This window comes from Fibrobacter sp. UWB11 (genome assembly GCF_900143015.1).
Lineage (GTDB): Bacteria > Fibrobacterota > Fibrobacteria > Fibrobacterales > Fibrobacteraceae > Fibrobacter.
On the sequence record NZ_FSRT01000001.1, the window covers coordinates 1,325,666 to 1,346,942 of the forward strand.

General features: G+C 47.7%; 15 protein-coding genes and 1 tRNA gene. 7 read left to right on the forward strand and 9 right to left on the reverse strand.

Annotation, left to right across the window (positions count from 1 at the left end; all coding sequences use genetic code 11):
* Positions 1-185 precede the first annotated feature (185 nt).
* The 4 genes from BUQ91_RS05690 to BUQ91_RS05705 form a co-directional block, all read right to left on the reverse strand.
* A complete protein-coding gene (locus BUQ91_RS05690; protein WP_072828512.1) occupies positions 186-494 on the reverse strand; it encodes a hypothetical protein in 309 nt (102 codons plus the stop codon).
* A gap of 164 nt (positions 495-658) precedes the next feature.
* Positions 659-2,560: a tRNA uridine-5-carboxymethylaminomethyl(34) synthesis enzyme MnmG gene (gene mnmG / locus BUQ91_RS05695; RefSeq protein ID WP_074208474.1), complete on the reverse strand. Its 1,902-nt coding sequence runs from the start codon at positions 2,558-2,560 to the stop codon at positions 659-661.
* Positions 2,561-2,667: 107 nt separating this feature from the next.
* Complete coding sequence (locus tag BUQ91_RS05700; RefSeq protein WP_074208475.1) at positions 2,668-3,987, reverse strand: FKBP-type peptidyl-prolyl cis-trans isomerase N-terminal domain-containing protein; 1,320 nt, start codon at positions 3,985-3,987, stop codon at positions 2,668-2,670.
* A gap of 75 nt (positions 3,988-4,062) precedes the next feature.
* Entirely contained in the window at positions 4,063-5,214 is a 1,152-nt protein-coding gene (locus tag BUQ91_RS05705; RefSeq protein WP_074208476.1) for a DUF2914 domain-containing protein, read from the reverse strand.
* 59 nt (positions 5,215-5,273) lie between these two features.
* Between BUQ91_RS05705 and BUQ91_RS05710 the strand changes: the two genes are divergently transcribed.
* Positions 5,274-6,968, forward strand: a complete 1,695-nt coding sequence (locus tag BUQ91_RS05710) for a proline--tRNA ligase (protein ID WP_074208477.1) — start codon at positions 5,274-5,276, stop codon at positions 6,966-6,968.
* Positions 6,969-7,063: 95 nt separating this feature from the next.
* Here BUQ91_RS05710 and BUQ91_RS05715 read toward each other — a convergent pair whose 3' ends face one another.
* Complete coding sequence (locus BUQ91_RS05715) at positions 7,064-8,212, reverse strand: nucleotidyltransferase domain-containing protein (RefSeq protein WP_175566604.1); 1,149 nt, start codon at positions 8,210-8,212, stop codon at positions 7,064-7,066.
* A gap of 191 nt (positions 8,213-8,403) precedes the next feature.
* Between BUQ91_RS05715 and BUQ91_RS05720 the strand changes: the two genes are divergently transcribed.
* Complete coding sequence (locus BUQ91_RS05720; protein ID WP_074208479.1) at positions 8,404-9,696, forward strand: PAS domain-containing protein; 1,293 nt, start codon at positions 8,404-8,406, stop codon at positions 9,694-9,696.
* Between the two features lie 13 nt (positions 9,697-9,709).
* On the opposite strand, the gene BUQ91_RS05725 is transcribed toward BUQ91_RS05720, so the two are convergent.
* The 3 genes from BUQ91_RS05725 to BUQ91_RS05735 form a co-directional block, all read right to left on the reverse strand.
* On the reverse strand, positions 9,710-10,399 hold the full coding sequence (locus BUQ91_RS05725; protein ID WP_074208480.1) for a DUF2314 domain-containing protein: 690 nt from the start codon (positions 10,397-10,399) through the stop codon (positions 9,710-9,712).
* 302 nt (positions 10,400-10,701) lie between these two features.
* On the reverse strand, positions 10,702-13,230 hold the full coding sequence (locus tag BUQ91_RS05730) for a glycoside hydrolase family 94 protein (RefSeq protein WP_074208481.1): 2,529 nt from the start codon (positions 13,228-13,230) through the stop codon (positions 10,702-10,704).
* A gap of 148 nt (positions 13,231-13,378) precedes the next feature.
* Positions 13,379-13,987 (reverse strand): PadR family transcriptional regulator, encoded by a 609-nt coding sequence (locus BUQ91_RS05735; protein WP_072828485.1) that lies wholly within the window; start codon positions 13,985-13,987, stop codon positions 13,379-13,381.
* A gap of 414 nt (positions 13,988-14,401) precedes the next feature.
* On the opposite strand from BUQ91_RS05735, the gene BUQ91_RS05740 reads away from it, so the two are divergent.
* The 5 genes from BUQ91_RS05740 (at position 14,402) to BUQ91_RS05760 (ending at position 19,813) form a co-directional block, all read left to right on the forward strand.
* Positions 14,402-16,798, forward strand: a complete 2,397-nt coding sequence (locus BUQ91_RS05740) for a response regulator (protein WP_175566605.1) — start codon at positions 14,402-14,404, stop codon at positions 16,796-16,798.
* A 55-nt stretch (positions 16,799-16,853) separates the two neighbouring features.
* The gene (locus BUQ91_RS05745) at positions 16,854-17,531 is read left to right on the forward strand and encodes a hypothetical protein (RefSeq protein ID WP_072828472.1); all 678 of its coding nucleotides are present in this window, start codon (positions 16,854-16,856) and stop codon (positions 17,529-17,531) included.
* Positions 17,532-17,549: 18 nt separating this feature from the next.
* Complete coding sequence (locus BUQ91_RS05750) at positions 17,550-19,244, forward strand: M3 family oligoendopeptidase (RefSeq protein ID WP_074208483.1); 1,695 nt, start codon at positions 17,550-17,552, stop codon at positions 19,242-19,244.
* A 146-nt stretch (positions 19,245-19,390) separates the two neighbouring features.
* Positions 19,391-19,475 (forward strand) — tRNA-Ser (locus BUQ91_RS05755).
* Between the two features lie 23 nt (positions 19,476-19,498).
* Complete coding sequence (locus BUQ91_RS05760; RefSeq protein WP_072828464.1) at positions 19,499-19,813, forward strand: hypothetical protein; 315 nt, start codon at positions 19,499-19,501, stop codon at positions 19,811-19,813.
* A 326-nt stretch (positions 19,814-20,139) separates the two neighbouring features.
* Here BUQ91_RS05760 and BUQ91_RS05765 read toward each other — a convergent pair whose 3' ends face one another.
* Complete coding sequence (locus BUQ91_RS05765; protein ID WP_175566606.1) at positions 20,140-21,123, reverse strand: Rpn family recombination-promoting nuclease/putative transposase; 984 nt, start codon at positions 21,121-21,123, stop codon at positions 20,140-20,142.
* Positions 21,124-21,277 lie beyond the last annotated feature (154 nt).

The window sequence follows — 21,277 nt, forward strand, 5'->3', positions numbered from 1 at the left end:
GGAGTTGCGAAGGCCGCACGGGCCCCTCCCTGCACCCTCCCCATCCTTGGCCGACGCTTTTGTTATCAATACGATTTCTTGACAATTGGATTTTAAAGTAAAAATCTCGCTTTTGATATTCTAAAATTCTATAAAAAAAATGCCCCGCGGTGCGGAGCATTTTCAAAAGATTTTGAGAAGTAAGATTACTTATCCTTAGCAAATTTCTTAGAGGCGGCCTTGACCTTCGGATCGTTCTGAGCGTCCTTGATCTTCTGCTTGATACCATCTTCGATGGACTTCTTGAGCTTTGCAGCGAGGTTGGGGAAACGGTCTTCCAGGGAATCACTAAAGACAGCCGGCTTCTTTGCAGCAGCAGGAGCAGCGCCCTTGCGCTTACCGTTGAACGGGCGCTTTTTCTTGGACGGAGCCTTCTTTACTTGAGATTTTTCTTGGGATTTTGTTTCCTGAGGCTTAACTTCTTCTGTGGATTTGACTTCTGCTTCTTCTGCCATAAATATACCTCTTGGAAAATTGTTTAAGTTGACGGGCGCAAAGATAGTAAAAAACTATGAAATTGCAAGTGAACACGCTATGGTCCTTAGTTATTAGTCAGTAGTCGTTAGCCAAATAGCCGTACCTTTTGAGGCATCATCAACTATTGACCAATGACTATTGACTAGGTTCTAGATTCAATCCAATGCGCGAGGACTGTGATATCGGCGGGGCGCACTCCAGGCACGCGGCTTGCTTGCCCAAGCGTTAGCGGTTTGTGGGCGTTGAGGCGCTGGCGGCTTTCAATGCTGATGGCTGTAATGGACATGTAATCGAAGTCCGGCGAGAGCTTAACCTTTTCCATCTTCTTCTGGTCGTCAATTTCGCGTTCCTGACGGTCGAAGAATCCGGCATAGAGCTCTTCGGCGTACATGTACCACTGGTCACGGCGCGTGATTTGGGCATCGGGAGCTGCCACCTTAAAGAATGTCTCAGGATCAATGCCCGGGCGGCGGAGCACGTTAATCCAGCGGGTGCGTTCGGAGGCAAGAGCCTGACCGCCCGCTTCGAGAATGACGTTTGCTTCTTCCGGTGTTGCAGACGTTTCTGCAAATTTCGTCTTGAGATCAGCCATGAAGTTACGGCGGCGGTCCCAATCAAACCAGTCTCGGTCGCTAATCATGCCAATTTTGCGAGCCTTTTCCTTGAGGCGCATCTCGGCATTGTCGCTGCGAAGGAACAAGCGGTATTCGGCACGGCTCGTGAACATGCGGTATGGTTCATCGAGCAAGATGTTCACAAGGTCATCGACCATCACTCCGAGATAGCTTTCGGAGCGTCCAAGAATGAACGGTTCCTCACCCTTGACCTTGAGTGCTGCGTTGATGCCTGCCATAAGGCCCTGACCGGCGGCTTCTTCGTAACCGCTCGTACCGCAAACTTGGCCTGCAAAATAAATTCCGGGCACGTGCTTACATTCAAACGTCGGATAAAGCTGCGTGGCATCCACGGAATCATATTCGACAGCGTAACCGATTTGCAAAACCTTTGCGCGCGTAAGACCCGGAATCGTGTGGATGGCAGCAAGCTGGATGTCAGCCGGCAAGCTTGAACTAAAGCCATTGATGTACACACGCCCGATGTCAGCCTGTTCCGGTTCGAGGAACAGCTGGTGCCCGTCGCGGTCGCCAAAACGGTTGATTTTATCTTCGATACTCGGGCAGTAGCGCGGGCCCTTGCCGTGAATACGGCCGCTGAACATCGGGCTGTCCTTGAAACCGCTACGCAAAATATCGTGCGTTTTTATGTTCGTACGAGTAATCCAGCAAACGCAATCATTGCGGATAAACTTATTGACCTGGTCGCCCCAAAACTTGTCGGGAGTCGCGCCGTCAAAATGACGGTCGCTCATCGGCCACGGCTTATCATCGCCATGTTGCACATCACATTCATTAAAATCAATCGAATCAGGATCGAGGCGACTCGGCGTTCCAGTCTTCAAGCGACGCAAACGAATTCCATTCTTCGCCAAACATTCCGAGAGTTTATCAGCACTCGGTTCGCCAACTCGCCCACCGATGCTCGTTTCAAGACCGGTAAACATCTTGGATGCAAGGAACGTTCCGCTCGTAATGACGAGTGCACGCGTGATGTAGCGGTCGCCGTTCAAGAGCGTGAGTTCCAAGCGACCATCGTTCATGCGTTCAAACGATGCCAGTTCACCTTGAATCAGCGTAAGCCCCTGCAAACTTTCCATTGTTTCGCGGGCAACTTCGCTGTAATACTTCATATCGCATTGCGCACGCGGCCCCCAAACGGCAGGGCCCTTGCTCATGTTGAGCATGCGGAACTGGATACCCGCCTTGTCAGTCAAAAGACCCATGAGGCCACCAAGAGCGTCAATGTCGCGAACGATTTGGCCTTTCGCTACACCACCCACAGCAGGGTTGCAAGACATTCGACCAATAGCGTTCAAATCCATCGTAAGCATGGCGGTTTTGACACCGATTTTCCATGCAGCATGGGTTGCTTCAATTCCAGCGTGACCGCCTCCGACAACAACGACATCAAATTCTGCGATAATCATGCGCCAAATTTAAAAAATAACGGGCAATACGGCTATAAAAAAATGCACTACAAAAAAGAACGCATCCCGCGATGCGAGATGCGTTCCCAAAAATTATATCAGAAGAATTACTTCTTAGCCTTGGGCGGCTTTACTTCCTTCTTGGGTTGCTGCTTGGCTTCCGAAGCCTTTGCAGTATCTGCAGCCGGCTTCACTTCAATCTTCCATTCGACGTTCTTGCCTTGGAGGAGTTCCGAGATTTCCTTCTTCAAGTCATCCTTTTCGCGTTCGAATGCTGCGTACTGCTTGTACGTGCCATCCGGATTCACGAGGTAAACCTTAGGAACATAGCCATCGCTATAAAGTTCACCGAACTGACGAGATTCATCCCACATAACGCTGATGTTTTCGTCGAACTTAGCATCGTCAATGAAGCGACGGATGCCCGGCTTGTTGTTTCCACCGCTAGCGATAGAAACGGTCGTGAGACCCTTCGGAGCAAATTCCTTTGCAATTTCAAGAATCTGCGGAGCTGCATGAGCGCAGTGACCGCAAGTTGCAGAGAAGTAGAACATGAGGAGCGGCTTGCCAGCAAATGCACTCAGGTCTTCGCCCTTGACAGTGATGCCCGAAGCCTTCACACTGAAGTTCATCTTAGCAGGCATGCCATTTGCAAGAGTATCACCACGGAGAGAGGCAACTTCAGCCTTGAGCTTTTCTTCTTCTTCCTTAGCCTTCTTCATCCTTTCTTCGTTAAGTTTCTTCGATTTTTCCATGAAGCGGTCGCCGACTGCCTTCAAAGTGTCGTCCGGAACAGCCATCGTGTACGTAGTGTCACGAACGCGCTTACCAGCATCACGAATACCGAGGATAAAATACTCACCATCAAATTCTGTATCGAACTGACGACCGATGCTGTAGAACTGATTACCGAACTGGAAACCAACGAGGTAAGAGAACTTTTGCTGTTCAGAAGGAACTTCCGGGAGCGTCACCTTTTCATTCTTCACGGCCGGAGCAGCACTGACCGGCAAAGCCTTACGAAGAGAATCCACATAAGCGCGAATCTGGTCACCGTCCATGTTCTTAGTCACATTCGTATCCGGTTGAACCTTAACATAACGTTCACGCATAGCACTCTGGATTCGTCTGCTAATTGCACCAAGAGAATCCTGCGGGAGCTGCAACTTGATGGTAGAATCCTTCATGTTGCCGAAAGCATCACGGAAAGCCTGAACAACAACATCTTCGTCAATAGCTTCACCAGTTTGCCACGGAAGGTTCGAGAAGTTCTGAAGACCGAACTGAGCACCAAGCATGTATGCAAATTTTTGGTCATCCGAAGAATCAGGTGTAATAGCTGCTGTTTTAGCAATCGGTTTTTGTGCTTCACCGCAAGCAACTAGAGCTAGAGCTGCAGCACCAAGAGCAATCTTTTTCAGTTTCATTTTTTAAAGACTCCTTAAAGTCAAAATCGCTAGGAGTGGTACCACCCCTATTTTCGCGTTTTAATATACATAATTTTAACGGAGTGAATCACGGACAAACCCATTTTCTGGCTGTCCATCGAGCACTTTAAACGAGGTCGATCCAATAACGGCCCCATCTTTATATGCCGTTTCCACACGATACGTCCCCATAGGGATATTTTTCTTCCGAGAATAGCTGCGGTAACCTTGATCCCGCCCCCCTCGAATAACCATTCGACTAGATGTAATTTTATCCGTTAATTTAAATTTATTTGTAGATGGTTCCTTGTAATACCAACGATACTCTATTGGGGCCTTAAGTTCTGCAGGCGCATAAACGGATGACATAAAGTAAATTTCATCCCCTTCATCTTTGTGAATTGTTAAGCCCTTAAAACCAATTCTTTGCCAAAAATCGAGATTATCAGCATCACACGAATACGTTTCACGATCAAAATTTTTGCACACGATTTGTTGTTTTAAAACAAGCGGCACCGGAGCAATCCAATTTGCAAGATAGAATACTGACAAAACAACACTAATCGTTATGGGAGCTATCAAAAAGAATTTATTGCGAGCAAAATCACGCAAAGATTTCATCCAAAGTAAATAGCAAATTCCAACGGACAATAGAGTGCTTAAAAAGAACCAAAATGTTCCCATACCATGAACTAAATGTGGTATCAAAAAGTTAAAGAACATCGTTCCAAGCAAGCAGAAAAATGCAAGGCAAACACCAAAGTTTTCGTACTTCTTTTTCAAGAATTCATTGCCAACGAGGAGCATCGCCAAAACAAGCACAAAGATAAACGCAGCTATGGAACCTGAACTTTTGAAATAGCAAATAACGAGAGCACTACAGAGATTTCCAAAACAAAACTGAACAAGCCAAGTCAATCGGTCAATCCAACTTTGCGGCCATTCAATAGACAATACTTTATGATAAAAGCGATGCAAAACTTTAGACTCAGATTCATCTTCATTTGCATTATCGCAACAATCGACATTTTTTCGCGTAGCAATGAAATAAATAGCAACAAGAGCGACCACATAATAAAAAGATAAAAAGACAAGGTCCGAACCATAGACCTTACTCCCTATCGTCATCGAATCCCAGCTGAATCCGCCTAAAAAAGCAAAAGCCGGAAAAAACTTCTCCGTTTTTTGAATAGCGGATTTTTCCCGCAACCTGTTTAAAAATTCCATGACTGCAAAATACAAAAAAAGCTAAATTTACGCCGTAAAAATTTTAAAAGGTCATTACAATGAAACTCTCCAAGTACTTCTACGTAACGCTCCGCGAAACGCCGAGCGACGCCACCATGCCCTCCCACATCTTCCTCATGCGCGGCGGCTATATCAAGCCCGTTTCTACCGGTATCTACTCCATGATGCCGATGGGTTTCCGCGTGATCCAGAAGATCGTGAACATCATCCGCGAAGAAATGAACAAGATTGGCGGTATCGAAGTGGACCTGCCGGTGGTGCAGACCGCTGAACTCTGGAGCGAATCGGGCCGTTACCAGGCCATCGGCGAAGAACTGCTCCGCTTCAAGGACCGCAATAACCACAACATGGTGCTCGCCATGACGCACGAAGAAGCCATGACGGACCTCGTTCGCTACGTGCTGAACAGTTACAAGCAGCTGCCGGTGATGCTCTACCAGTTCAAGACCAAGTACCGCGACGAAGCCCGCGCCCGCGGCGGCCTCATCCGCGTCCGCGAATTCTTGATGAAGGACGCCTACAGCTTCCACACCAGCCAGGAAGACCTCGACCGTCACTACCAGGAAGAATACGATGCTTACCTCCGCATCTACCGTCGCGTGGGCATTGAACCGGTGGTGGTGCAAAGCGATACGGGTATCATGGGCGGTAAGGTCGCTCACGAATTCATGCTGGATACTCCGAACGGCGAAGACTACTTGATCCTTTGTAAGAAGTGCGGCTACCAGGCCAACCGCGAAATCGCTAAGTTCCAGCGTGTGCCGTTCAAGGGCGACGAAAATGCAGCCCTCGAAAAGGTTGCAACGCCGAACAGCGAAAGCATCGAAGAAATTACCAAGTTCCTGAACGTTCCGGCTGAATCCACCGCCAAGTGCGTGTTCTTCGACTTCGAAGGCAAGCTCATCACGGTCGTGGTTCCGGGGAACCTCGACGTTTCCGAAATCAAGCTTCACAACTTGCTGAAGGCGAAGGAACTTTACCCGGCCGAAGACAGCCTCATCAAGGCTTGCGGCATGGTTCCGGGCTTTGCATCCCCGATTAATGCACACGACACCCGCATCATCGTGGACGAAGCAATCGCTGATTCCTTCGACCTCGTGACGGGCGCGAACGAAGAAGGCTTCCACTTCAAGCATTGCAACCCGAAGCGCGACTTCCCGAAGTTCGAAGTTGCCGACATCGCCGAAGCTTCCGAAGTCTGCAAGTGCCCCTGCTGCGGCGAACTCCTCACGGAAACCCGCGGTATCGAAATGGGTAACATCTTCAAGCTCGGCACCAAGTTCTCTGAATCTATGGGTGCTAAGTTCCTCACCGCCGAAAAGACCACCGCTCCCGCCATCATGGGCTGCTACGGCATCGGCGTGGGCCGCTTGATGGCATCCGTCGTGGAAAACAGCCACGATGACTTCGGACCGATTTGGCCCAAGTCCATCGCTCCGTTCCAGGTCGAAATCGTCCCGATCGGCAAGGAAGCCGAACTCGTGGAACTCGCCGAGAAGCTCGAGAAGGAACTCGAAGCAGCCGGCATCGACGTGCTCGTCGACGATCGCGACGAACGTCCGGGCGTGAAGTTCAAGGACGCTGACCTCTGGGGTTCTCCGGTGCGTATCGCCATCGGCAAGAAGGGCCTTGTGAACGGCGAAGTTGAATGGAAGTTCCGCAACGAAAAGCAGTTCACCATGGTCAAGGTCGAAGACGTCATCGCCAAGGCCAAGGCATACTTCGCTGAATAGTCATTCATCATTCCAGCCTTGTGCTGGAATCTAGATGCAAAAACACCTCTGCTTCAGCAGAGGTGTTTTTATATAAATCCCAAAAGTCTATACAATTAAGACCAGTACGCTTTCAAAGAGAACTTCCGAGCCTTAAGGCGAATTGGAATCAAATGCACAAATTCAACCCAATTATTGATAAAGCTCCAAAATACTTCTATCGGGTCAAACATAAACAATTGCAAAGGACGATGCATTCTTGCAAACCATCTTATAAAAGCATTGCGCTTTTGCCTTGGTGCAAAGCTACCGAAAGCCCCACCTTTAACGACTTCCTGTAAAAAAATCATCCCCAATTTACGGTTCGGCTCACAAATCATTTTTTGAGCATCCAGCTTAAAGATATATTCCAACACCCACATTAAAGCAGAAGCGGTCCTGTACACCCCAAAACGACGCAACACCGAAGATACCTCAGCGCACTCACTTTCCGAAGCATTCTGCAAAAGCACATAATAATCTACGAGATGCTTTAAACCTATACCCGACTCGAAAAAATGACGATGGATATGTTCTAGTTGCATAACCAAAGCAAATTTTACAGAAGGGACATAAAACCCTTCCGGAACAAGTTCAATATTTTTGATTTCGTTTTCCAGATAACGTTGCAATCGTCTATTTGCAAACGGATTGAAAACTGAAGAAGCCGGCCTATAATGAACCTCAACCGCAACACCATCAAATTTTTGATGCAAATGAAAATGATGCGGTGAAAAATGGGTCAAACATTTATGAAGTTCTTTACGATAAGTTTTATAATCGAACCAGCTAATTTTGGGAAAATCTTCTAACAACCCCATGCGTTTCAGCAAATCAAGCACTTTTTGTCGACCGCCTTCGACCCAAATATCGATATCACCGCATTGTCTAACAAACGGATCAGGATAAAGTCTTGCATTGGCAGGTCCCTTAAGGATGGCGCTACGGAAACCTTCGGCAGCAAACATTTCCGTCAAACGAGCGGCGACACCATTCAACAGTTGATTTTGCCCTTGAATCGTTTCCGTTGCACAAGCCCACTTTAGAAAAAGCGGACGAGGAGGACGATCAGAAGCCGGCAGTAAGCGAATTCCCTGAAATTCTAGTCCCACAACTCGTTGTTGAACAGCATAGCTATACACATTACCCCATTTCTCTGGAGAAATCGGGCAGTCAGGAACGGATTTCGTCATCGCAGAACGCAATAACGAAAAGAACATATTCATTTTTGCAGAAGTCTTAGTTTCAAACATCAAATATTAGGCAACAGGGGGTTAGATAAAATCATTTGCAACACAAAAGCTACAAAAAAAATCGGAAATATATAGTCCCGATTATACAGATTGCAACCCAACTTGACTTAAAATCATTTCACCCTCTTGCATAGTCCTTGTAAAATTGATTATCTTATAAACGTATGATGAACTCTATTGACTGGTCTGTGGGCTGGTGCTATATCTGCACCGTGCTATTGCTTTTATTGATTGTCACCATTTTGCTGTTGCTCGACTACTGGAAAAGGCAACGGCTTTACACGCTTTTTGCGGGTAACCTGGGTGAGTTCATCGTCGTACTTTCGGACAAGTTTGAATTTATCAGCTCACTGCCGCAGTTCATGTCGGACCCGCTCTTTGACAACTTGAGCAAAGACCGTCTGTTCAGAGACATTTTGCCGCCTAAGGACTGGGCTCGTCTCAAGCTTTATTTTGACGATATCGACAAGCACCCCGAAATGCCGTTCATGTTTTCGTATAAGCGCGATGACGGTACGATGCTTTGGTTCGAAATGCGCTGTAAACACCAGCGACTTTCCATGGACGAATCCCGTTACATCTGCTTGATCAAGAATATATCGAACACCGTCGAAAACCAGCATCGCCTTGATGAAGCCGAGACAAAGCTCAAGTCTTTACTGCGCAATACCGGCGACTTTTTGTGGAAATTCGATTTCGAAAGCCGTCAGCTATTTTTGCTCACTCCGATGATGGACGACGACTATCGTGATGTTCCTCGTTCTGGAGGTGTTGTCGACGTAGAATCACTCATGCCTGAAGACGATTTCAAGTTGCTCGAACGCGTGATGAACGAATGCATGATGAAAGCTGGTGGCGAAGCAGCATACGACGACAAAGGCCACTTGCTCGATGAACAGAGCCAGCTGAATCGCCTCGCCAATGAAAACGCACGCTTTGGCACGCTCAAAATACGTTGCTGGAATAGCGAAAAGAACCTCGTGTGGTACGATTTCCGTGGGCACCTCGCCCCCGACGACGAAGACCGCATCGTGATGATGGGTTCCGCCCGCCGCGTCGAAACATCTCCCGAAATTCCATTCCTCATGAAGAGTGGCGTCGAAGGATCTCTAATAAACTCGCTTTTCAACTTCCCGAACATCGGTATATTCTGGGTAGACCGCAACTTCACCATTCTCGGGTGCAACAACGCGTTCGCCACAGATTCCGGCTTTGCCAAAACAGACGAAGTCGTCAATCAATCTTTGAAAGACGTCATCTCCGTCAAGTACCTCCCCTATTACGATTCCATGATCAAGGACGTATTCGATAACGGCTCGCCCAAAAGCTGGAAGGGTAAATTTGATGATAGCGACTGGATTTGCACCATAAACGTCGTGCCCATGCTCAAGTCTCTCCTCAAGTCCGGCTATACCGTGAGCCGCGTGCTGTGCGTTTATATGCGAATTTCAGGATAAGATACGTTTTAAATTAAGGTTCTATTGCACCAGTATGGCAATCGTAGATTCCATAGGAGAAAAACGGCTTCCCTTCCTCGAAGGTGGTTCCTTCACGCTTTTTCTTCTCAAAACCAGCCTTTAGACGCTCCGCAATCTGAGCAATGACTTTTTCAGGAATAATCCCGTCTACGCTATTTTGTTTTCGATCCTTTGCATCTCGGTAAAAGACTGTGAATTGCCCTTTCCGATAGACAGCCTCAAAAAAGATACCCACCTTTTGAGATAGGTACGCATCGATGGCCTTCCCTACATAATTGCCTTCTTCGTTGCCTTCAGCATCCACTACGACCCAATTAACGATTTGATTTTCACTAAACGAGAGCGTATCGCCATTCTTGTATTCCTTGACATAGTACATCGTATTGGCAAGAATTCCTTGAAAATGCGAGCCAGCGCACTTGATTACCCTAATAAAGGCCATTTCCTTTGTTCCATCCTTGGCCTTAATGTCTATCTGCACATACATGGACCGATTTTCGCGAACATAGTCGCCTGCAATATACTTCTGCTTGACCGCAGGGAACGTTGCCTTGGCCCTTTCCATATAGGGATTAATGAACTTCTGCATAGCAGGAGTCATGCCAGAGAATTGATCTTCGGCAGCATAGCTACACACGAGAAATACTAAAAGCAGGAAAAATACACGAAAAATTCTAATCATACTTACAATATATAATTCATTTACTCAAAACACAAAAAATATCCGCTTCATCAGAAGCGGACATTTAAATTCGGTTCTGGATCCTTCGACTACGAACCTAACGGTTCTTCGCTCAGGATGACATCCTCTATCAAGAAACACAGAGAGCCTAGCGAGAGCAAAACAAAAAGTCTGCTTCGTTTGAAGCAGACCTAAAAATCAATTTGGATTAGAACCGAGTGAGACAAGGCGCGAGCCCCCATAGCGTACAAAGCGTACGTGAGGGAGCGAGTAACGCCGTATCACGACGGTTATAATTCAAATTAGCCGAGAGTGACTTCGACCTTGTGGATACCCTTCGTAAAGACCGGTGCGACGTTGGAATCGATTTCCTGACCGTCAACAACCATCTTAGCCACACCCTTGCAGACGTGGTTCGGGTTCTTCACGGTGATCTGGTAGGTAGCACCGCGGAACTTACGGGTAGCTTCGAAGCCAGCCCATGCGCTCGGGATGCAAGGATCGACAACGAGGCCATCGAAGCTTGCACGGATACCGATGATGAACTGCGTTGCAGCCTGGTATGTCCAAGAGCTTGTGCCGGAGAGCCATGCGTTACGGCCCATACCGAACTGCTTGTGTTCGTCACCGAGGATGTTCTGCGGATAGCAATACGGTTCAGATTCGAAGATGTCGAGGATGCCGTTCTTGGAAGCCGGGTTGATCTGGCAGTAGTATTCGAAAGCCTTGTCGCCACGGCCAAGGATCGTTTCGGCAATCATCACCCACGGGTTCGTGTGGAGGAAGATACCGCCGTTTTCCTTTGCTCCAGGAGGATAGGTGGAGATGCCACCAACAGCCGGTTCAAAGCCACGGTAACCCGGAGTAGAGCTCTTCACGCCGTACTTGGTGTTGAGGAGCTTGTTCAAGCTGTCCATGCCCTGCACAGCGCGGTCGCCGAATGCAATGCCGGAGATGACCGGCCAAGACTGGCCGTTGCAGTAAATCTTGCCGTACTTGGCAGAGGAAACGCCGTAGCCGTTGCCATCCTTGTCGAACCAACGAGTCCACCACTTGCCGTCCCAAGCGCTGTCGTTGAATGCCTTCTTGACATCTTCGTACCAGCCCTTGTACATTTCAACGGCTTCCTTGTCGCCGAGAGCTTCTTCAATGCCCATCATTTCGAGCAAAGCCTTTGCGTACAAAGCAGTGTTGAACGTAGATTCTGCACCGAGCGGGAGGTTCATGCAGTCGTTCCAGTCAGCAAAGCCGAGGAGCGGCAGACCGTGCTTGCCGAGGTGTTCGCGAGAGAACTTGAGAGAACGCTTCAAGTGTTCGAGGACAGTGCCCTTTTCACGCTGAGCACGCTTCTTGCCAGCTTCGTAGAACGGAATTTCCTCATCGAGGAGTTCCATCTTGCCGGTTTCTCTGAGGTAGTTAGCAACAGTGAGGACAATCCAGAGGTGGTCATCGCCGTACCAGTCTGCGTAAGCCGGGTTGCCATTTTCATCAAGCACGCCCTTCTTTTCGCGGGAGTCACCGGCGTTAGCTTCGTTGCCGTTATCTTCTTCGAGGGCAAGCGGAGCATACTGGTGCATAGCGTTACCTTCAGGACGCTGCACGGAGAGGAGGTTCTTCGTAAGAACGAGAGCTTCTTCCGGCATGTGGCTCATGACGCCCATGAGGTCCTGGCTGGAGTCACGGTAACCGATACCGCGGCTGGTGCCGTAGCCCAACTGGTAGAGGGACAGGTAGCGGCTCCAGTTCTTGGTGGTGTGGCACTGACGCGGGTTGTGCACATTCACCATGGAGTTGAATGCTGCATCCGGAGTGTTCACCTGGATTGTAGAGAGGTAGTTTTCCCAGAACTTTGCGAGTTCTTCGAAAGCCTTGTCCACGTTCTTGAGATCGCGGTACTTCTTGATAGCCTTGGCTGCAACCTTGAGGCTCTGTTCCTGACCGAGCTGGGTGCAGGTACGGAAAGTCTTCTTGGCCGCAATCTTGCCAGCGTGGATCATGAGAGCAGCGATGTTGTCGCCACGGTCGCATTCGCTGTTAGCAAGTTCCTTGTTCTGGAGGCTGAGCGGATTTGCCCAGGAGCCCATTTCGTTCTGGCCGAGGAACACGCGGCGGTCGCCATCGAAGCTACCGACCTTGCAGTCAGCAGTAACGTAGTTCACGGCGTAGTCGCGCTTCATGTAAGCGTACTGTTCCAAAACAACGTGGCCGTCCTTTTCCCAGTGGCCCTTGAGGGTCATGGTCTGCGGAACCCAGTCGGCGTTCGTGAGCTGCTTTTCAGCTTCGAAGTGGCTGAATTCATAAACCGGGATGATGTCCACTTCCTTAGCGCCACCGGCGATGTTGGTCACCTGGATGTCCTGGAGGAGAGTGTTGGAGCCCGTCGGAACAAAAATCGTCACCTGAACGCGGAGGCCGTAAACTTCGGCAATCCAACGCATGTAGGAAAGACCCACGTGGCATTCCCACTTGTCGAGTTTGACGAGAGTCGGAACGTAGAACGGGGAGAAAATCTTGTAGTTCTTGCCATCCTTGATACGGATGTAGATAGTGCTGGCCTTGAAGTCAGAGCACGGCATCTGTGCAATGTACTTGGTGATACGGTTGAGAGCCGGGTCGCCTTTGCAAACGAGAGTGCCGCCGGTCGTATCGACGATACCGCCGAAATTGAGAGTACCGACGTAGTTGCACCACTTGATCGGGGTTGCCGGGGTGGTGAGCACGTATTCTTTTGCAGCGTCATCAAAGTAGCCATACTTAGCGGCAGAAGCCTTAGCGGTTTTCTTAGCCGGAGCCTTCTTTGCAGCGCTCTTCTTCACTGTTTTTGTAGCCATTTTATCTCCGTTAGAGAGGGGTTGTTAAAAAGTGATTAGTGGTTAGTGGCTAGTGGTTAAGACCGTAGCTCAGGAACCATTAACAATTTTTCGCGGTAAATATAGAATTTAGACAAGAAAGTAAAAGGCAACGCCCCGAGTTCACACCTTATTCCTCTTTCTTCTGATTAAAATCTTCAAAATCGCGGTTACCGAAATTGATATAGAAATATCCGCCAAGTTTCTGGCTGCGGACCGGGTCGCGCAAGATACCGATAGCGGCACGCACATACTTGAGTTCCACCAAAATGTGGTCGCGGCTCATGCAGTTGAGGAACGGGCCTTCGGGGTAAAGAGTCGGGCGCGGTTCTTCGGCAATCATCTTTTCAAGATTTTCAATTTCCTGAACAAGTCTACGTTCGTGCACCTCGAGCGTACGGATGACTTCCTTGTTCTCGGCACCATAAAGGAACGCAAAACCAAGTGTACGCGGGTCATCGTTAAAGCCGGTCAAATGCTTGAGCACTTCCTTGCGGAGAACTTCCCTACCCTTATCCGTAATGTTGAACACCATACGTTCTGGGCGGTTTCCGTCGCGTTCGGAATGACCGACAATGCATTCATTCTTTTCAAGCGTAATGAGTCTGTTATAGACAGTCGAGGTGCTAATCTTCGCCCAGCGGTCGAGTTCACGGTCACGAATTTCCGTGATGATATCATACCCACTGCGTTCGTGCTCCAAAATGAGACCCAGCAATACAAGATCGTAACGATTCATTGAAATTCCTTGATTTTTCGATATTCCAAGTTGGAATAATTGTCCAAAAGAAAACTACATTATTTTCGAAGAAAAGACTATTCTTGACAAAAAAATCATAAAAAAATTGATTTACATCTGAAAAAACTTTCTGTTCCAAAGTTCGACTTACCTTTTTTCCGCAATTTAAAGCAATAATCGCAATATTTAGTTTATATTTCTATTGATACGAAATGATATAGTATGGGGAGCTTTGTGCAAAACTTTCAGAAAACAAAAAAGAAAAACAGGCGACTAAAGTACTCGATAATAAGGTTCGCTCCCCTTATTCTTGTAGTCTATTGGGCCCTCGCGGCTTTTTCTACGTTCCAAGAAGAAGACAAAATAGCAGTCACGGCGCGCAATAAAGACTATATCAAAGATATCACACTTGCAATGGCAAGCAAGCTCGATGAAATTTTCTCGAACTCAGTCAAATCCATCGAAGCACTAGCAAATCTGAGCTCGGACGATGCTGAAAGCAACAGATTAAGCGGAGACTACCTCGCCGCCCTCGAAAAGATGGTGCAATTCGACCACGTGCACTTCACCGACGCCACCGGTCAAACACGGACTTCATCAAACGATACAATCTATTCCGGCGACAAATGGTTCTTTAACGAAGGAATGAACGGCAATAGCGGTATATACGTCATTATGCCCACAAACTCATCCATGGCGAACATTGTATTCTATGCACCCGTACAAATTCAGGGAAAAGTTGTCGGCATCCTATCATCCTCATTTGATGAAAAAACAATCACAAGGCTCCTCGAATATAAAGTCTACGGCGCAAGCGCCTCAGCGGGAATAGTCAACACCGAAGGTAAAAGCTTTATTTCCCTTGAATCCATGAAAATTCAACAAACCTCGGTTCAAGGCCAAACTCGACACAGTTTCAAGAGTTTCCTTTACACTGCGCAATTTGATAACGAGAACAGGAACAACATAATTCGCGCCTACACTACCCGCACGCCTTCAAGTTATACGTTCAAAGGCGACACGGACGAAATTCATGGCTACATCGCGCCGCTCCAAACAGTTCCACTTTGCGTTTATTCAAACTTTCCGACAGAAGCAGCCAAAAGCCTCTATTCCATGGGCATAAAAGCCGGCCGAATGTTGCAATTTTTGCTCATCGTCATATTCGTGGGCTACATAATCTACCTATTGCTCATCCAGTTCTACATCAAGCGGGTTGAATCCCGCGAAAACTACTTTGCCGGCTATATCGCCAAGGCAGAAAGCGAAATCGCAAGAGCAATGATTTACGTCGATGCCGAAAACGGGACCTATGAAGACCTCTCCTCAATGGCCTTGCCATTTCCGAAAAAAGGTAACCTGGACGACCTCGAACAAGGTTTTATACAAATAAACGACGACCTGCAAAACGGAGATGATTTCAGGCATTTCTTTGAAACCGTTATTAAGGAACGCAAAATTCACAAAAGAATTTCGAGCGTCGTATTCAGAAGTACAATACCGGATGGATGCCCCGAATACTTCACGATGGCCTACATTCCAGTCCAAGTAAAATTAAACGTTGTTTACAAAGGAATTATTTTATTCAGAAACATCACAGCAGAAAAATCCAAAGAAATCGAAGCGAATCAAAAGCTTTCGTTCGCATTGGCAGCCGCACGCGATGCAAGCAAAGCCAAAACGACATTCCTGTTCAACATGTCGCACGACATTCGCACTCCGATGAACGCGGTAACCGGCTTTACCGCCATGGCCAAGAAACATCTTGACGAACCGGAAATGGTCAAGGAATACCTGGATAAAATTGACATTGCCGGCAAGCAACTGCTCTCGCTAGTGAACCAAGTGCTAGAAATGTCGCGTATCGAATCAGGGAAAATCACTCTGAAAGAACAAACATGCGACATTCAAAATGTCATTACCGCGCTCATGACAACTTATGGCACGCATGCGGAATCCAAGGGAATCCGGTTCACGGCAACAATCGCGAACGTTGAGCACAGGTTCGTCTCTATCGACAGCGACCGCATCAACCAAATTACGGCAAACATTATCGGAAACGCCATCAAATACACACTCGAAGGCGGATGCATCAACTGCACCGTAAACGAGCACCAGTGCGACCGCGAAGGCTATGGCCTATACACCATGGTTGTCGAAGACACCGGCATCGGCATGACGCCTGAATTCCAAAAACATATTTTCGATGAATTCACCCGCGAGACGTCCACAACCGTTAGCAACATCCAAGGAACTGGCCTTGGCATGACTATCGTGAAAAAGCTCATCGACTTGATGGACGGCACAATCGATATTGAATCGCAAAAAGGCAAAGGCACCAAAATCACATTCTCCATTCCCATGAAATGGAGCAAGGAAGCGACAGCCAACGTTATCGAGAAGATTGACGTGAAACCCCAATCGCTCAAAGGCATGCACGTACTGCTAGTCGAAGACAACGAAATGAATCGCGAAATAGCACAGGAACTTCTGGAAGAAAACGGCATTGTAGTCGATACCGCCGAAGACGGAGACATTGCAGTCGAAAAAATCCGCAATTCATCACCGCAACAATACGAACTCATCTTGATGGATGTCCAAATGCCGCACATGAACGGCTACGAAGCCACAAGGGAAATCCGTGCGCTAAACGACCCGCAAAAATCGAACATTCCCATCATTGCCATGACCGCAAATGCATTCGAAGAAGACAAGAAAAACGCCCTCGATGCAGGCATGAATGGCCACCTTGCAAAGCCAATCGACGTACAAAAGCTTATTCAAACACTCACAGAATTTAGATCCAACTGACAAAGTTGCAAATAATTTTTTATAATAAATAACGAATTTAAACAAGGAGATAAATATGAAAACCAAATTCTCACGCCTCACATTATCACTCTTGATTGCAGGAGCACTAGCACTTGTGACAACGACATTCACCGGTTGCTCGATTCTCAAAAAGATTCAGGCCGCTAAAGTCCTCATCAAGACAAAGATTGAATACAAGGATCTCACCTTTGATAACGTCGATGTTTACGATGACGTTATGGAACTCGTGAATAACGGCATGAACGGCTTTTTGCCGAATCCGAAGGCCATCATGTTGGTCAAGGACTTGTCTCAGAACATCATCAACAAGAATCTTGGTAACGCCAACTTTGATGTTTACCTGAACGCCAACAACACGGGCAAGGATACCTTGTGGATCAACAAGCTTCAAATCGAAATCAAGTTCGATACGCTCGTTACGGTTCCGCTTACTCTCAAGGACACCATCAGACTTGCTCCGGGCGACAACGACCTCCACTTCAACGCAGCATTCCCGTTGGATGCAAAGATCTTCAAGTTTAAAGAAATCCAGTACTACGGTATCGCAGGCTTTATCGATGTATCCCTCACCGAAGGTGGTGAACCGGTTTCTCAGGACTTCGAAATCAAGAGAGACGTAAAGCCCGAAGATGTCGAAAAACTCCAGAACCTCGTCCGCGACAGATTGTTCGATCTTCTCGTGAACAAGTGGCTCGGAAAATTAGCTAAGTAATACAATAAAAAAACATATATGACAAAACGCAATTTTGTTCCGGAAAATTTAAATCCGGACGACGAAAAAGAAATATCAAGATTATATCGCTCCCTCTTGCAACGCGATATTCCGGTCAATAAAGACAAACTCCGCCAATGGGTTTTGGATTGGAGCGAACTCGAATCGGTACTCGGCGAAGTAAGTTCACGGCGTTATGTAGCAATGACTTGTGATACCCGCGACGAGAAGGCGTCAAAAGCCTACGAACAGTTCGTCGAAAATATTCAACCTCTCATGATTGAATACGATGACAAGCTGAACCGCAAGCTCATGGCGCACCCGTCAAAGGATAGCCTTAAGGATGAATTTGGCGAATGGCTCAAGGGCGTTCAAGTTTCGCTAGACCTGTTCTCTCCGGACAATATTCCACTTGAAACCGAAGAAAACAAAGCGATTCAGGCGTACCAGAAAATCACAGGCGGCATGAGTGTCGAGTTCAACGGTGAAGTCAAGACCATGCAACAGCTCGCTGCTTACATGGAAAAGACCGACCGCGACCTCCGCGAACGTGCCTGGAGAGCCATGTGGGAACGCCGCCTTAAGGACAAGGAAGCGCTTGATAAATCTTACGACAAGTTGTTCGGTATCCGAAAACAAATTGCGAAAAATGCTCACTGCAAGGATTTTATCGACTATATCTTCCTTGCAAAGCATCGCTTTGACTATACCCCGGCTGACTGCGAAAATTTCCACGAGAGCATCGAAAAGTTCGTGCTCCCGCTGCAAAAGGAAATGTACAAGCGCCGCGCCCAGAAGATGGGGCTCGACAAGTTGCGCCCTTGGGATTTAGATGTAGACCCGCTGAACAGACCGCCTCTCAAGCCGTACCAAAGCGGTGATGAACTCATCGAAAAGGTCGACAGCATTTTCGAAAGCATCCACACGCAAGCAGGCAAGTGGGCGCGAGAAATGCAGGCCAAAAAGTTGATCGACCCGGATAGCCGTTTAGGGAAAGCCCCCGGCGGTTACCAGATCGGTTTTGACGAAAGCCGCCTCCCCTTCATCTTCATGAATTCCGCAAATACGGACCGCGACATTTACACGCTGTTGCACGAATCGGGACATTCGTTCCACCAGTTTGCTCTTGCAAAGCAACCGATTTTTGCCTACCGCGATGTTCCTGCCGAATTTGCCGAAGTCGCAAGCATGAGCATGGAGCTCATCGGCATGTCGAATCTGAAGCCGTTCTACGGCGACGATCACGAAGCGATTGTCCGCAGCACCGAAGGCGAACTCGCCGATGTGATTTGGCTGTTCCCGTGGGTCGCAAGCATCGACAGTTTCCAGCACCGTCTGTACAACTTCCCGGAACATACCGCCGAAGACCGCAGCGATATTTGGAGCGAAATCATGGACCGCTACGATGCCGGAGTGGATTACAGTGGCCTTGAAGCAGTGCGCAAAAACCTTTGGCAAAAGCAGCTTCACCTGTTCGAATGCCCGTTCTATTATATAGAATACGGCATCGCACAGATTGGCGCTTTGCAAGTGTGGGCTAACTTCAAGAAGGACCCGCAGAAGGCAATTGACGATTTGTTCAAGGCCGAAAGCCTGGGCAGCAGTCGTCCGTTACCGGAACTGTTCGCTACGGCCAACATCAAGTTCGATTTCACGCCAAAAACGTTGGAGCCCTTGATGCAAGTCGTATGGGATGAACTGAGCAAATTATAAACCTGAAATTAATTAATGCTCAAGCCCGCGTCCACGCGGGCTTTATTTTACCCCAAAAACCTAAAAATTTTCACTTTTTTTGATTTTTAGGCACAAATCCCTTGACAAACGAAAAAAAATAAGTTATAATTGGCGCACATCCTAATGGAGGGATGGCCGAGTGGTTGAAGGCGCACGCTTGGAAAGCGTGTTTACCTTACGGTAACGAGGGTTCGAATCCCTCTCCCTCTTCTAAAAGTTTTTCGAGGTACCTAATGGCTGAATCTCAAAGAGTTTATCTTGATGATATCTATGCTAGTGAAGAATGCCAGGGCTCGGTTTTCCGTGCCGTTGTCATGATGGCTCATGAAGCCCGCTTCATTAACAATCAGTCCAAGCAAGGTTACATCCAGCTCACCCAGAAGCCGACAACTATTGCTATGAACCGTTTCAAGGAACATAAGCTCACGATGGTTGAAAAGGGCGTTAATGACGTGACTGAAGAAGCTGTAAAGGCTTCCGTTGCAGAAGTTGCTCCGACTGCAGAAGCAGTTGCTGAAGCAAGTGACGCAGCAGCCGACGCATTCTAATCTTCGAAAAATAAGACTTCAAAAAAGACCGCTTTCGAGCGGTCTTTTTTTGCTTCATCGTCATACTGAGTGGCGAATAGCCACGAAGTATCCAAGGTTATACTTGACCGAATGACTAATCAACCTCCTTCACTATCGTTCAGGATGACGGGCAGAAGCAGCCTTCCCGTAGTAGGCACCGCGAGCTTTGTTTGCCCGATTGCCCATGGCGTCCATCTTGATTATCCCTACCCTTAGACATTCCAAATATACTAAGCCGAGAGTCGCATCGGCAAGGGATGGAAAATCCCCGGCTCCAAGACCGAGGATATCTCAAACAAACAGAGCTACTTAATGGCGAGGGCTGTGGCAACATCTTCCGCAGAAACGCCTATTGATTGCAGGTATTCTGCAAGCTTCTTATCGCGGGCAGCACTTTCGATTTCGTTCTTCTTACGTTCCTGCTCAACACCGGCATTGAAAAAATGCTCGCCGAACGTTTCGTAACCCTTGTTTTTCAACGCTTCCGGACTATCCATCTTGATTACCTCGCTCTTGTAAGGCCACTTCCAGAAAAAGTACGAAAGCGACTGTTTGATGAAATCCCTCCCCTCGTCGGTATTTTGCATCTTCAAAAGGTGCAGAGCCGCCTCGCGGAAAGAAACGGAGAACTTCTCGACATCCCAAATATATCTCATTGCTGTTAAAGCGACAAGGGTGATGGGAGAAAAGTCCTTCAGTTCAGCATCATCGATAGCGTGGCCCACATCCAGAAATTCCACTTTAAAGGGATAGCCGATATCGCGGTAGTATTCGGGGTAGTCTTCAAAGCGGCCCTGCGCAAGCGGGTTCCAGCCCTTTTCGCCGTTATAGACGATGAACGCGACTACGGGCACATCCTTCTTGCGCTCTAGGAAAAGGTGATGGTAATATTCCGAAATTTGCAAGAGCACATCATCTTTGTTCGTAGATTTATGTTCAGCGATAATCCCCACGTAAAGCCCCGTAACGCCACCATTCTTGAGGTTCGCCTCAAAAACGAGGTCTGCAGAACCAGTATGTTTGTCGCTAGAGAAATTTTCCTTCGATCCACGGAGTGTCTTGAGATCAATAGTTTCAAGGAACGCCTTAAGCGTGGGGTTATGACGCGAGAAGAGCGTTAGGAGCTCCGCCATCCGCTTCGGTTCAGCAAAGGCAAACCTAAAATAACGGTCATGGACAAAGTCACTCTTGTCGTCTTTCACAGAATCGACAATGACGTTGAATTCTTTGGCGATATCGCGAATAGCGGATTCAGGCGTTCCGTTATCCTTCCTTTCATTTTCAGACATAAATTGTTCCTTTTCGCAAACATCCTGTTTGCAGGTTCTAAAATTTTTTGCGCGGAGCATAGTACCGCGAGTAAAGGAACATCCCCTACCGTTATATTAACACGCTTTTTTCATCGTTTGCATTCCTAAATATTGTGTAAAATTATTCAAACAA